The 14,107-nt window shown below is 34.2% G+C and carries 11 protein-coding genes; 6 read left to right on the top strand and 5 right to left on the bottom strand.

From position 1 onward, the window contains the following. The first annotated feature begins 20 nt into the window (after positions 1-20). From sul7d to BFU36_RS09535, 3 genes are all read left to right on the top strand, one after another. On the top strand, positions 21-215 hold the full coding sequence (sul7d, locus tag BFU36_RS09545; protein ID WP_069283757.1) for a Sul7d family chromatin protein: 195 nt from the start codon (positions 21-23) through the stop codon (positions 213-215). Between the two features lie 580 nt (positions 216-795). Then, positions 796-4,728: a protease pro-enzyme activation domain-containing protein gene (locus BFU36_RS09540; RefSeq protein ID WP_069283755.1), complete on the top strand. Its 3,933-nt coding sequence runs from the start codon at positions 796-798 to the stop codon at positions 4,726-4,728. Next, positions 4,725-6,575 carry a peptide-N4-asparagine amidase gene (locus tag BFU36_RS09535; protein ID WP_069283752.1) on the top strand — a complete coding sequence of 617 codons (1,851 nt, stop codon included), beginning with the start codon at positions 4,725-4,727 and terminating at the stop codon, positions 6,573-6,575. The genes BFU36_RS09540 and BFU36_RS09535 overlap by 4 nt, the downstream gene beginning before the upstream one ends. Here the strand turns inward: BFU36_RS09535 and BFU36_RS09530 are convergent. From BFU36_RS09530 to BFU36_RS13875, 4 genes are all read right to left on the bottom strand, one after another. Further along, positions 6,496-7,512 carry an amidohydrolase family protein gene (locus BFU36_RS09530; protein ID WP_069284704.1) on the bottom strand — a complete coding sequence of 339 codons (1,017 nt, stop codon included), beginning with the start codon at positions 7,510-7,512 and terminating at the stop codon, positions 6,496-6,498. The genes BFU36_RS09535 and BFU36_RS09530 overlap by 80 nt on opposite strands. Before the next feature lie 58 nt (positions 7,513-7,570). Beyond that, positions 7,571-8,860 (bottom strand): glutamine synthetase family protein, encoded by a 1,290-nt coding sequence (locus BFU36_RS09525; protein WP_069283750.1) that lies wholly within the window; start codon positions 8,858-8,860, stop codon positions 7,571-7,573. Positions 8,861-9,185: 325 nt separating this feature from the next. After that, on the bottom strand, positions 9,186-9,941 hold the full coding sequence (locus BFU36_RS09520) for a hypothetical protein (protein ID WP_069283749.1): 756 nt from the start codon (positions 9,939-9,941) through the stop codon (positions 9,186-9,188). Between the two features lie 323 nt (positions 9,942-10,264). Next, positions 10,265-10,429 (bottom strand): hypothetical protein, encoded by a 165-nt coding sequence (locus BFU36_RS13875; RefSeq protein WP_156770073.1) that lies wholly within the window; start codon positions 10,427-10,429, stop codon positions 10,265-10,267. Between the two features lie 181 nt (positions 10,430-10,610). Between BFU36_RS13875 and BFU36_RS09515 the strand changes: the two genes are divergently transcribed. The 3 genes from BFU36_RS09515 (at position 10,611) to BFU36_RS09505 (ending at position 13,565) form a co-directional block, all read left to right on the top strand. Next, the gene (locus tag BFU36_RS09515; protein ID WP_069283747.1) at positions 10,611-10,982 is read left to right on the top strand and encodes a hypothetical protein; all 372 of its coding nucleotides are present in this window, start codon (positions 10,611-10,613) and stop codon (positions 10,980-10,982) included. A gap of 97 nt (positions 10,983-11,079) precedes the next feature. Continuing rightward, a complete protein-coding gene (locus BFU36_RS09510; protein ID WP_069283745.1) occupies positions 11,080-12,291 on the top strand; it encodes an MFS transporter in 1,212 nt (403 codons plus the stop codon). Between the two features lie 38 nt (positions 12,292-12,329). After that, on the top strand, positions 12,330-13,565 hold the full coding sequence (locus BFU36_RS09505; RefSeq protein ID WP_069283743.1) for an NAD(P)/FAD-dependent oxidoreductase: 1,236 nt from the start codon (positions 12,330-12,332) through the stop codon (positions 13,563-13,565). Here BFU36_RS09505 and BFU36_RS09500 read toward each other — a convergent pair. Then, on the bottom strand, positions 13,562-14,104 hold the full coding sequence (locus BFU36_RS09500; protein ID WP_083216381.1) for a hypothetical protein: 543 nt from the start codon (positions 14,102-14,104) through the stop codon (positions 13,562-13,564). The two genes, BFU36_RS09505 and BFU36_RS09500, sit on opposite strands and share 4 nt — an antisense overlap. Positions 14,105-14,107 lie beyond the last annotated feature (3 nt).

Genomic DNA, 14,107 nt, shown 5'->3' with positions numbered 1-14,107 from the left:
CAAGAGTATTTTGAGGAAATATGGCAACGGTCAGGTTTAAGTACAAGGGAGAAGAGAAGTCTGTAGACACTAGTAAGATAAAGAAGGTTTGGAGAGTTGGCAAGATGATAAGCTTCACCTACGATGAGGGTGGAGGAAAGACTGGTAGAGGAGCTGTTAGCGAGAAAGATGCTCCAAAGGAACTGTTAGATATGTTAGAAAAACAAAAGAAGTAAAAGCTAGAAATAAAATAACTGAATCATAAATAATTTTTTATAAGTGATACTTATTTTTCTTCCCGCTGTTTGATCTTCTCCTTTCAGAGTATTGCCTCTTAGATTTATTCTCAAGATTTATTCTCAGAGCGAGTTAATTTTTTGGCGAGAATAAAATTAGTTATCCTATACTTATGAACATAAACTACTTAACACTCTCCCATATGAGGAATTGTCTACAGTTTAACTATAGTGAATATTAATGAAGGATAAGTCTTTTAAGCAGGTTAAAAGGATTTTTAAACCACGAACAACTATCAGAGTAATTTCCGCACAAATGGGGATAGTACTTTAGACCTCAGCAAGACCCTAGCTCGTAAGGAGGTCGTAGTCTTGATGTTGGTATAGCTAGCTCACCTGGCTTTAGCAATGATGTCTGGAAAATAATTTAAATGATAACCTTTATGGCTGTTGAGGTGTTAATGAAGATATGGTAAATTAAGGAGATTTTTGTCGTTCACTCCTAAATAACAAATTTTCAGCTCTTGTGTAGAATTTTATTTAAGTAATCCTTTTATATGTATAAAAATTTAATAATATTATGGAAGGTACTACTCTAAAAGGTATAATATTATCAGCTCTAACATTATTTATTTTACTTCCTACGTCTCTAATTGTATATTCTTCAGTGGGAAATACTTACATATCTCCTACCTATTCTCAATCCCAGGTCATTTCAACGTTAAATTATAATACGCCAATTTACCTTTATATCTTTATTCCTCCTAAGAACCTCAATTCACTTTATTTGATGGCACAAGAGGTTGCTAACCATCAAGTTAAGCCTCTAGCCAACTCTCAATTAATTTCTATGTTTTCGCAGGAGAATAAAGTCTCTCAAGTAGTAAGCTACTTAGAGAGTAAGAACTTTACTGTATTGTATAAAGGTCCGTTTGAGGTCATCGCTGAGGCAACTGCTCTTCAAGTCTCTTCAATTTTTAACACTAAGTTAATCCTAGTTAAATCGCTAAGTGATGGAGAAATATATTATAAACCAGAAGGTAAAGTCAGTATACCTCCAGAACTTAATAACGTCTTGATAGGAGGTCTAACTAATTTCACTAATGTTCAATTACCTATGATTCAATTGGGCAAGATCGTTAACGGTAATTTGTTGTTGGGTAATCAAGTATCTTCATCTTTCACCTATACGTTCCAGTTCTCTGCAACATGGTATACTCCTCAAGATATTGAAGGAGCGTATAATATCACTCCACTGTTCAACGCTACAGCGGATAAGAAAGTTACTATTGCATTAATTGAAGCTTATGGTGATCCAGAGTTATATCAAGACGTTAAGATATTTGATCAGCATTTCCATTTACCTCCTGCTAATATAACTATTTTACCTATTGGTAGATACGAACCTCTCAATGGGCTAATTACGGGCTGGTATGGGGAGGTAGCGTTGGATGTAGAAATTGCTCACACTACTGCTCCTTATGCTAATTTGCTTGTAGTAGTTGCCCCCTCAGCTTCAATACCTGCATTGTGGTCCGGTATTAATTTGGTAGTCAGTGAGGACTTAGCTCAAGTGGTATCTATGAGTTTTGGTCTACCAGAGATTTTATTTGGAGCGTCAGGCTTTTATGCGTTTTTCGAGGGACAACCATTTCCAAATTATCCTTACTTAGACTATTATTTTGAGATTGGAACTGCTGAGGGTATTTCTTTCTTTGCCGCTTCTGGTGATCTAGGAGCTTATAACGATCTTCCCACAGTATATGGTGCTGCAAGCTATCCAGCATCTTCACCTTTCGTAACAGCAGTTGGAGGAACTACTCTATTCCTTAACGTGACTTCAGGTTATATTTCGAATTACAATTCTACTGCAACTTATGGCTATGAAACTGCTTGGAGTGTTAACCCATTATATTTTGGTGAGGTAGAAGGTACTGTGTCGTCTGGTGGTGGGTATAGTACTCTATTTCCTTCTCCTTGGTATCAGTTTTACATTACTCATAGCGATTATAGAACTATACCAGATGTTGCAGCTGATGCTAACCCATATACTGGTTTTGTGATTTATGCCTTAGGACAAGAGGTAGTAATAGGCGGAACTAGTTTAGCTACGCCACTATGGGCTGGGATTATTGCAGATATTGATGGTTATTTAGGCCATCCATTAGGTTTAGTTAATCCGTTACTTTACGAAATTTATCAAAATTCGACATTATATCATGAGGTATTTCATTCAATCAATTTTGGTTATAATGGATATTATTATGCTAATGGATCTTATAATCTAGTTACTGGATTAGGAAGTCCTAATGCTGGTTTACTAGCTAGTACAATTAAGCACTTGATAAGTAAGAGTTTAAGCATATCAGTAAGTACTTTTGAGCCTGGGGTTTCTCAACCATGGTATTTCTATAATTCAACGTTTACGATAACTGCTTATATTTCATATCCAAATGGTACTGAAGTCAGTTCTGGTTCGTTTAATGCTTACATTTATACTCTTAATGGCTACTTAGCTACTGTTCCATTAAGCTATAACGGAAGTTATTGGATAGGTAACTTTACAATATCGAAGGGATATCCTCCTAACTTATGGGAGATTATAGTGAATGGTACTTCTGGGTCATTTGTGGGTACTGGTATTGTGGAGATAGATGTTGGAGAATCAATAAACATTATTCAACCTATTCCTTATCCTTATAACATACCATTACCCTATAATGAACCTTTCCCGATAGAAGCTTGTGTTTACTATCCAAATGGAACACCAGTAGCTAATCAGAGCGTCACTGCCTATCTAATAAGAAATGGTCACATAGTAGCTTCAGTTCCTTTAATTATGTCATCTCCGGGGAACTATCAAGGGGCTTATGCTTTATTACCACCTTTACCTCAAGGTACATATTTGCTTGTAATCAATGACTCTTATGGTTCAGCCACTTCTTATGTATATTTTGGAGAGTATAATTTCGGTGGTGTTTTAACTCCATTAAATGATGGGTTACCTGCTGCGTCTCCAGGGGAAAACGTTACTTTCATTGATTTAGTAGAAACGATAGAGTTTACGGGTCTGTTTACCTCTAATGTCAATGCATTTGTGTACAATCCATCTGGCAAGCTGGTAGGGGAAGTTCATTTAATTCCTGCTCCAGATACTATTCAGTTTGGAGTATATTTACTATTTCTTTTATATGAGGGTAATTTTACTGTTCCAAATAATGCTACTCCAGGGTTTTATAATGTAGTAATTCAGTCTGTTACTAATACATCTGTTGGTCTTGATATTTCCAATTTTACTACAGCCTTTTATGTCTCTCCCGCTAATCTGAATTATAATGTAAAGGTAAGTGATACGGTGTATGAAGGGCAATGGATTAAGATTTTTGCCAATATTACATATCCCAATGGTACTGAGGTAAAATATGGTACTTTCACTGCTACTCTATCGCCTACTCAGTTGAATTATGAGTCCTTGATTATAGGTTTTGAGATAGGTGTTCCTCTTCAATACAATTCCACACTTAATGAATGGGTTGGAATTTATGAATTACCTTCAATTTTTAATGGCTCAATATTCCAAGGTTCAAATCAATATGCCTTATCTGGTCCATGGAACGCTATAGTGTCTGGAATTTCAGGTAATGGTTATAATCTTTATTCAAATAACTATTACTATTTTAATGTTCTACCATATACCTTCTTAAACCAATTACTAATTTCTAAAAGCAGTGACTTACCTTTACTCGCTGAGATAAACTCTTCAGCTTACATGTTATCTTCAATTGCCTCCAATAACATCACCATAATGGGTACAAATGTAGTATTGAATAATGATGTAATAGGTCAACTCGTAATCAAGGACTCGTCAGTCACAATTCTATCTTCAAATATTAAACAGTTGATAGTATTGAATTCTACTGTTAATGTAGTGAAATCAAATATTGGAGGTAGACAAGTGGCTATTATAGCCAATAGTTCTACTGTAAACATAGCTTCATCAGTCATTCAAAATTCCCAGTATGCGTTTTCACAGTCTAATTCGATAATTAATATGAATGGTGTAAGTTTATCTAACGTAACTACTTTATCAACAGTTACACCTCCTAAACTAGCCTATTTACCTTCAAATATTACAGTAGCTCAAAAATCAATTATAGTGAATATAACTGGAGAATATTTGAAATTGATTAATATATTAGTAAATGAAGAGCCTATCAAGTATAATATAATTTCTTCTTCTCCATCAATGATAAGTATTAGTATTCCATTTAACGCATCTACTTTGCCAGACGGGGAGTATGTTTTTACAGTTGAAGTATCTGATGGTTTACCCTATAATTTGACCTTTAACGTCTACAATAGTTATCATACAGTAATGTTAAATGGGAATATTCTATCATTACATAGCTCAGTATTTGAATTAACTATTTTAGCTATAGTATCTTTAGTAATAGCAGTAATAGCTTTAGTATTATCATATATCATAACGAGGAGGAGGGGTGGTGGAAGATGAATGTAAGGGTATTGATACTAATTTTGATACTAGTCTTCGGAACGCCTTTAATCTCTGCTATTACTTTTTCTCAGCAACAGTCCTTAAGTAAGCCTATGTTTTTAGGGAATATAACTGCATTAAACAGTGGAAGAATACTGTATGATCCCTCATATTACTCATTCGAAGCCTATCAAATTCTTCCACCTAATGTAACTCCTATAAAGGTAAATATAGCAACGAATGCTATCTTTAATAATAGTGGTCTAACTCCTTATATTGTCCACGTATATATACCTCCCGGCAACTATAGTATGGAAATACTTAACGTAAGTATAAATGAGTCTGAGGGTGCACAATATGATAGAGCTGCCTACATTTTCGCGGATGGTGTACCAATTTTTTGGGGGTCTACTCAAGAAATGTTAAATTCGACAGCCTCTGTAGATGTTACGCTTTTCGAGAATTTGTTAAGGGGTAATGTGACTTTCCAGCTTGTCATAGAGAACTTTTATGATGCAAAAATAGGAATTACTGGAATATACAAGATGAATGTGACTTTATATCTTTATCCCGGAACTCCACCAAAAGGATTGCCAAACTATTTTATACCATTATTTTTAAACAAATATAATTACTCCTATATAATCCTGAACTCATTAAATGATTATATTTCTCAAAATGTGACAATTCCTAATGGTACTTATAGGTTAGCTATGCTACTATATGAAGAGGGAGGTGGATTAGATGAGTTTTGGTATGCTAATGAACCTGCTACGAGAGAAATACAAGTGTTTTACAATGGCAGGTTAGCAGGGATAGTAAATCCCTATGAGACTATATACACTGGTGGAATTAATTTGCTCTGGTGGAAGCCATTAACTTCAATTAACACACTATCTTTTCATAGCCCATATATTATAGATCTAACGCCGATGTTAGCTTTAGGTTCATCAGGTAATGTAGCTGTTACTGTAACTAATTTAGAAGAAGCATATCTGCTAACTGGCACTCCCGCATATGATTGGGATATTGCATCTGTCTTATTATTATGGGTCAATTCATCAAATCCGCTAGTCAAAGGTACTTTATTATCTCAATATTCGAGATTCATGGACTCATCACCTATATTTAATAGTGGTCTTCTAGGAGAATATTACCAAGAAGGTGGGTCATATTTACTTAACTATTCAGCAGTATTAAAGTTTGAACATGGTATAGAATATTCAGATGTAGTCCAAGAAGGCAGATTTTACGCTTATCAGACGTTTAACCAGATTTACGAAAAAGCTTACCTAGGTGAGAATTTCATGGAAAGGGCTATAGAGATGGGTAATTTATATAATTCTACATTATATTATCACGTGTATTATCCAATATTCTTACAATTTTCTGCAGTTGAAATACCAATAACTAATCCCCATGTAATACCGTTTAACTTAAGTTATTATCAAAACGGTACTTTAACTCTAGGATTATACTATTACTATGAGAACATATTTAATGGGCAAAACACAACTATAAGGACTTCCGAAAATTTGACTGCTATAGGAGGGTTCGGAGGTATTATAGAGGTAATAAACAAATATGGTGGAGCTATCTTAGTATCATTAACTTCAAATAATGCCTTAACTACAAAAACTTTAACGAATTATTTCTTGATTAACGGTAAAGGCTATGAGGAAATCTTCTCTGCTCAAGGTCTTCAGAACTCTACTACTAATTTAGCAGGATATTATGTATATCATAGGGTTCAATTCATTTCAATTAATGTAGATCCCTCATCTTCTAGTCAAATCTATACAGAATTTTTGCGTTATCATATAGGAACCTATTTATTAGCTCATTACCGTCTTCTTCATCTATAATCCCTTTTTCTATTAATTCATTTTTTACCTTCTGAATCCCCTTTTTTGCTAATTTAGCACCAAGCCAAGCTATTTCTGGAATGCTAAAAGTATCGGAACCATGCATAACCTTATTGAGGGGGGCTACTTCAAATATCTCCCTCAGCACGTTAAATGCTGTTAAAGGTGCAAACGGAATTATTTGTGAGGTATCTAAGTAGACTGAGGGGAAAATATATGACATCCAGGCTGATTCCCTATGATATGGATAGCCTGAGTGAACAAGGACTACCTTTCCTTCATACTTCCTTACTAAATCGGTTAAGTACGAAGGTCTTGATAGGTCAAATTTTATGTCCCTATCCCCAGCCCCAGTGTGAATCTGAATTGGCACGTCTAACTCTTTACCTATTCTTAATGTTTCACAAACTAAATAATCTCTGAAGCCTTTAGCTATTCTACCGTACCAATCTTTATCTTCTTTATTAAAGTCTTCCCTTGCCTTGTTAATGTTACACACAACTTTTAAACCAGTCCTATACGCTATAATTGTTTTAAAACCAGCATATCCTTCGTTCTTTATTTTTTCTCTTAACTTCTCCTCAAAATACTCTAAGGCTTTATCAAAGCTTAGGGAGAAGAGCTCATTCACAATACTCTCTATTCTAAAGAGAAGTTTGATCTTAACCGGTATTTCAATTTCTTTTTTCCCAAAGCCTACATCTATTACCATTCCTTCTATTCCTGCATCATTAAATAGAAATTTTATGTAATCTACTGGATCATTCCTAATAAGTTTGTTCCTTTCTTCTATGAAATTATCACCGAGAAGCTTCTTCAATTCCTTCCTCAGATATAAATAAAATGGTCTTAATTTGTTCATTGTAAAAACATCAGCATTTATTTCATCTTCTCTCCATGACTCAGCGGTCTCCATAATTAATTCTTTTTCATTCATTATCTTTGCCGAAAACCAATGAGAATGGGAATCTATTATTTTCATTAAATAAGTTTAGTTATAAGTGCTTATATACTTCATATTCCCAATCAGTTACTAGACTTTCATATTCTTCTACCTCAGCAGTTTTTACTTTTATGAACTCTTCTATTATAGGTCTTCCTATTCTCTCTATGAGTCTATTGTCCTTCTTCAATTCATTCAAGGCTTCTCTTAAATTCCTAGGTATATCCTCAACATCCTTTCTGTAGTAAGCGTTTTCATTTATTGGTTCACTAGGCCTAAGCCCTCTTTCTATTCCATCTATTCCGGCTTCTATTACAGCGGTGAGAAGTAGATATGGATTAGTAGATGGATCTGGTACTCTATACTCTATTCTTCTGTCTAGATGGGAAGACCCGGGGTAAGGTGTGGGTATCCTAATCATGGCAGACTTATTGTTATAACCGTATGTTATCTTAGTTGGAGCCCATGAGCCTGGTACTAGTCTTTTATAGGAGTTTATAGTGGGGGAAGCTATAGCAGTTAACGCTTTTGCGTGCTCCAATAATCCTGCAATAAAACTATACGCTAATTCGCTAAGCCCGTACTTATCATTTGAATTGTAGAATACGTTCTGATTATCTTTCCAAGCACTTATATTTAAATGTAAACCAGATCCGGCTAACTTGTTAAACGGTTTTGGCATAAAATTTGCCTCTACTCCATATTTTTTACTGATTTGCTTCGCCACTTCTTTAAATATTACGACTTCATCGGCACTCCTCAACGCTTCTTTATGTAATATATCTAGCTCATATTGCCCCGGTCCATATTCCTTTATTACTCTTAAAGGCTCAATACCTATTTCTCTTATTGTCTTAGCTATTTCAGGTATTATGGGATTTGTATAATAAGCTGAAGGGTCGAAACATCTAGCATCATCAAAGGGCTTTTTATCTTTTACTAGATAAAACTCTATTTCAAATGCTGACTTAAAGGTGAAGTTGAACTGTTCCTTAATTTTATCTAAAGTTCTAATTAACGTGCTTCTAGGATCGTACTCCCAAGGCTTGCCTTGCCTATACAAATTACAAATTACCATTGCTGAGGGTGGAAAGACTGAGAAAGTCGTAATATCTGGCATTAAAAAGACATCCTCATCTTGTGGTCCGAAACTTCCATAAGGACTTATATAGTCCATAGGAGTGAAACTCATCATTGCCATAGTTAAGCCAATTCCAGTTTTAATTAACTCACTTACGTGATCAATATATGCTCCTTTAGATCTGATATATCCATCTAATCCTACCCATGTAAATCTAAGGATTTCAACTCCTTTATCCCTTAACTCTTTTTCAATGTTCATTAAGGTTAAATAGTCTCCGAGAGTATATTAGTCTTGTTCATTCATTTAGATATACATATTGCTATTTCTGACTTCCTCTCTGCCCTGAAGGGCGAGTCTTTTCTCACCTTTGTAATGGATTTACCTAAATTTAGTTTCTTATTTCTGCACTATACCGTATTGTTTATCCCTTTACTCTTTTCTAAGATAGGAGGAATAGCTTCTTCCTCGTTAAGTTTTGCAACCTAAATTATCTAATCTTTATTGATATAATTATATAAAGAATACTATTATTAATATTATTTCTTCATACTTATCTTTAATAAATCCAATTATTTAGAGAAAATTACTGTTGCACAAAATTTGTGTTAACTTCCTCTGGTTCATTATACCACTTCACTTTCTCCCCTACCTTAGCTCTTAATTTCCATTTCATGCTTTTAGGATGACTCTCAACGATATTTCTTAGCTTTAATAATTTTTCTTCGATGATATTCTTATTGGGATCATTCTTCAAGAAGTCTATAATTCTATCTTGATTTATGGTAAATGTTTTATAAAAACCCCAATCGTCTGAAAGTATCTTTGCGACATAATTTGCATTTAGAGTAGTTTCGTCATCCTTATCTCCTATATTTATATCATACAATAATGCAGATATATCCTTTTTATCGTTTTCAGTTAAATTAACTATCTGCATTTTTGTTAATAGGAGATCTGACGTTGGTATTGTATATTTCATTATTCTTAACCTATCTTTTAGGACTAGCTTATGACACATAACAAACTCGTCAAGGAAAATGTCTATTGTGGAATTTATTACAGGGTCAAAAAACATTAGTCTGGTATGTCCATGTAAAGCGTTAAATCTCTTATTCGGGATTAGGTTTAGGCTCTCAAGAAGTTTGGAAATTTTACTGCTTTGTTCTGATAATCCAAAATAGTCTGCATCTTTGTAAGTTCTAGTATAGATCTCTGATCCCTTCTTTGCAATTAGCGCAATTGCTGCTCCTCCTACCAATCTTAATGTAATGCCGTTTTCCTCAGCTTTCTCTATTAAGGTAATAGCCCTATTAAGTAGTTGCTCTTTTGTAATAGCCATAGGAATAATGTAATTCGATGTTGTAATAAACTTTATCATTAAATTAAACTGACATTGTGAATGCTTTTCAGCAAAAACAAATTTATAAATTATCACTTTGATTAGTACTCCTAATTTTATAGATAAAAGAAGTTTATTGTCATGTTTTCGATTCCTTAATTATTCAAGGTTGAATAAAAACATAATGTAAATCCACATGAAACTTTATAAAAACTTAACATAATCTTAGTTACTTTTAAGTACATGAGACATTTATAAAAGAAAAACAGTTTTCGAAGGTAGGTTGTTCTTTTCAGCTAAAATGATTTTACTATTCGCTATAATTAAATTATGTGGAGAAAAACTTGTGTGTGGACAACAATTTCATCCACCCCCATATTCCAACTTATGCTAATAGATTTCGAGTAAATTGTATTGAAGAATATTTTTAGCCATCTCGTTATTGTGTTTCTTGTTGAGTTAAGTGTTAGGAAATCAAACTCATTCATCTTCTCGCCCCAATAGATGAGTTGCCTCATGCAAAATACTTTTCCACAATAAACAAAATTCAATTCATATCAACCAAATTGTTGTCCACACACAAAAACTTTAGAGGAAATAACGGACTCTAAAAATATTGTTAGCTTTTATTGCCCAAAAGCTTATAAAGGTATATTAGGTTAGTTCACTATGGAACCGCTAATAGCAATAGATCTGAATTCCAATATTAATTTAGAACAGCTTCAAGAGGGCCTAAGAAAGTTCTTTGAAAATTTCGGCTCATTGGACATTGTATTCTTGATAGACGATGACAGTATAGTTGAATTAGATGGAAAGCTAGTCCAAACTTTCTATAATATGAATGATCTTATAGAAAGTTATAAAATATTGAAGGAATTGTCAGAGACAAAGTCTAATAGGCTCAAGGTGACTAGTGTCATAAGATTAGAGAGAGAGTTGAGGAGATTTCCTCTAATAATTATAACAAACAGAAAGATAATAGGTCTTGAGAAGAATCTAGTGTTCGTTTATGATGGGCATAACGTTAAAATGAGATATTGATACGAAACTGAATAGTGGACTTATGTTATTTGCTTTGTCACTTTCTTTCGATAGTTAAGAAGATAACTTTTTAACAAAGTATAAAAACTGAGTCCTTATGAAAGCTGAGAATTGGAGTAATGTGGTAGGGGGGTTTATCTCTTGGGTTATGGATGGTTATGATCTAGGTGCAGTTGTCATAACTTCGTCGATATTAGGTATACTATTCTATCCAACTCTAAAGCTACTAGGTTCAGTATTGCCCATTGTTTTTACAATCATGTCACGTCCAATAGGTGGTTTTGTTTTCGGCTATATTGGAGACAAGTTAGGACGTAGATCTAGTTTATTAGTTACAGTATTAGGCTATTCATTATCGATAGGATTAACAGCAATATTACCTACTTACGCTCAAATAGGTGTTTTAGCCTCAATATTTTTATCATTATTGAGATTTCTTCAAGGTATATTTATAGGAGGAGACGTAGCAGGTAGCTTCACGATAGTAATGGAGAGTATAAATTCCTATAGGGGTATTTTCTCTGGTCTTATGCAGTCTGGGGTGTTAATTGGTTTCGTAGGCGTAGATAGTCTTTTCACATATTTAGCTTCTACGACAGGGAGGGATTTCATTTCATTCTACTGGAAATTAATTTTCATTATTGGTGTAATACCAGCAATACTAGCTGTTCTAATAAGGTTTAAAATGTCTGAGCCTAGCGTGTGGGCTAATATAAAGCATGATATAAACCCACTCAGAGGCTTAAGACAGTTACCTCAGCCACTACTAGTTATGATAGGATTTTGGTTAGCAATATATGCTGGTCCGCAGCTAGTTCCCACAATTTTTGGGCAAGTTATGAAGTTATCTCCTTCATATTATGGCTATCTTGTCATATATATGAATCTGATAGGAATAGCCTCCATGCTAATTTCTGGACTATTTTCTGACTTTATTGGAAGGAAAAAAATGGGAATTTTAGGAATAGTTTTATCAATTATTGGAGGAGTTATTTTCTATCATTTCTTGCCTGTCTATAGAAATTTACTTTACCTAACATTATTATTTGGATTTTTAGTCAACCTGCCGTCAGCTATAACACCGGCTTTTCTATCAGAGAGATTCAAGACATATGCTAGAGCATTAGGCATAGGGACTGCTTATAATGGAGCATATATAATAGCCGGTTGGGCTCCATTACTAGTTTCTGCACTTTCTCAGTTTATGAGCCCATTTAATTCAGCTACAATAATATTCGCTTTAGGCAATCTGATAGCGTTAATAAGTTTGGCTGTAGGTCCTGAGACCTATAAAGTATCGTTAGGCTGAAGAAAGATTATTATTTTTCTTTTCGAGCTAATATTACTATGAGAATAGGAGTTATAGGATCTGGTCCAGCTGGAGTATCCGCTTCCCTTGAACTAGCTAAGAGAGGTCATAAGGTTACTTTGGTAGAGAAAGAGGATAGACTAGGCGGAACTTGTGTATTATATGGTTGTATCCCATCTAAGGCCATGCTTAACCCTATTCACCTATTAACCTCAATGGAAAAAGTCGGTAAGAGAGACGTCTCCTTTAGCCTTGATGAACTGAAGAAGTTAGGTAAGGAAGCCTCTTCAAGAATTTCTAAAGGTGTAGAATATTTGCTGGAAGATAATGGCGTAGAGGTTGTTCATGGAAATGCTTCTCTTAGGTCGGGAGTATTAAACGTCAATAATGAATCATTAAATCCAGATTATATAATTATAGCTACTGGTACTTATAGAGAAAGGACTAGAGGAATTATTTATTCTGAGGATTTACCTTATTTGGATAGGGATTTCAACAGTGTAATTTTGGTAGGAGGAGACGTAGGTGGTATAGAGTTTGGATGGTTATTGAGGAAAATTGGGAAGGAGGTATTTTTGATAGATAAGCAAAATTCTCTTTTACCTTATCTGGATAAAGACATTAGTAATACGATAACTAATTATTTCTCCAGAATAGGAGTGAAATTGTATTTAGGCAGGATTGTCAAAGAGATGAAGGAAAACGAGGTAATATTAGACAATGGCGAGCGGTTAACAGCTGATGTAGTTTATATGACTTTCGGGAGAAAACCATCTATTGATGGCTTCGAAGAGATTAAGCATAACCCTTTCATACAAGTTGATGAATATTTGAGGACAAGTTTGAGTAATGTATTTGCCGCTGGGGATATAATAGGTACTCATACTGCTCATGAAGCTTCCTATGCAGGAAAAATAGCTGCTTTAAATATTGTGGGAGAGAGAAAGGTATTCAATACTCTAGGTATTCCTAAAGTGGTTTACACTCATCCAACAATCGCCTATGTAGGAAGGATGGAGGGGCAATGCGTTAAATTCTCCTTGTCGAACTTGGGAAGGGCAATAGTGGAAAAGGAGACTGATGGTATACTTAAGATTTGTGTAGAAAACGATAGGATTGTTGGTGCTCAAGCGTTTATGAAGGATGCTGAAGAGGTTATTTCTCTAATTTCCCTTATGATCAGGTTTAATATGAGTGTAAACGAGCTAAAAGATTTCGTAGCTCCTCATCCATCTTATATTGAGGCTATAACTGAAGTATTAAGTAGAATTTAGAGCATATTTTTGAATTTTGCCCTTACTCTTAGCTCTTTACCCATTTTTGTTATATCATAGGTTATTCTAATGTTACTGCACTCTCTGGTTACTTCTAGGTGAGACTCGTCTATGAACTTTATATTTGGTTTATTGCAAGTCCTAATGTCTACGTAATGGGAGAGCATTTCATCTAGTTGATTCATGTTACTTATAATAAATTCAGTTTCAATTGAATCTCCTTTTATCTTAGTAAAACTTCCATGTTTACTGGATAAGTAGGATGTGATTACGCATATTAAGCTACCAATTATGTTGAATAATATAACAACACCATGAAATAAGCTATTAATAAAGCTAATTTTTATAAAATTAATTAATATAAATGAGGTTAGAAGAGAAAGCATAATAGAGTAAACTGCGCTAATAATTATCGAGTATCTATAGTTGGTTTTGAAGTAGTAACTAAATAATAGTCCAGTAAGAAACGGACCTAATAGTGGAATCCACCACAGCACTAAAGGAGCTATGAAAGTAATATATTTGAGGTTAAAATTCATCAA

This window comes from Sulfolobus sp. A20 (assembly GCF_001719125.1).
Classification (GTDB): domain Archaea; phylum Thermoproteota; class Thermoprotei_A; order Sulfolobales; family Sulfolobaceae; genus Saccharolobus.
This window is presented reverse-complemented; position numbering and strand designations above follow the sequence as displayed.

Bases quoted from the DNA above. Each gene is read 5' to 3' on its own strand.
- sul7d (WP_069283757.1), top strand. From the start codon at position 21: ATGGCAACGGTCAGGTTTAAGTACAAGGGAGAAGAGAAGTCTGTAGAC.
- BFU36_RS09540 (WP_069283755.1), top strand. From the start codon at position 796: ATGGAAGGTACTACTCTAAAAGGTATAATATTATCAGCTCTAACATTA.
- BFU36_RS09535 (WP_069283752.1), top strand. From the start codon at position 4,725: ATGAATGTAAGGGTATTGATACTAATTTTGATACTAGTCTTCGGAACG.
- BFU36_RS09530 (WP_069284704.1), bottom strand. From the start codon at position 7,512: ATGAATGAAAAAGAATTAATTATGGAGACCGCTGAGTCATGGAGAGAA.
- BFU36_RS09525 (WP_069283750.1), bottom strand. From the start codon at position 8,860: ATGAACATTGAAAAAGAGTTAAGGGATAAAGGAGTTGAAATCCTTAGA.
- BFU36_RS09520 (WP_069283749.1), bottom strand. From the start codon at position 9,941: ATGGCTATTACAAAAGAGCAACTACTTAATAGGGCTATTACCTTAATA.
- BFU36_RS13875 (WP_156770073.1), bottom strand. From the start codon at position 10,429: ATGAATGAGTTTGATTTCCTAACACTTAACTCAACAAGAAACACAATA.
- BFU36_RS09515 (WP_069283747.1), top strand. From the start codon at position 10,611: ATGGAACCGCTAATAGCAATAGATCTGAATTCCAATATTAATTTAGAA.
- BFU36_RS09510 (WP_069283745.1), top strand. From the start codon at position 11,080: ATGAAAGCTGAGAATTGGAGTAATGTGGTAGGGGGGTTTATCTCTTGG.
- BFU36_RS09505 (WP_069283743.1), top strand. From the start codon at position 12,330: ATGAGAATAGGAGTTATAGGATCTGGTCCAGCTGGAGTATCCGCTTCC.
- BFU36_RS09500 (WP_083216381.1), bottom strand. From the start codon at position 14,104: ATGAATTTTAACCTCAAATATATTACTTTCATAGCTCCTTTAGTGCTG.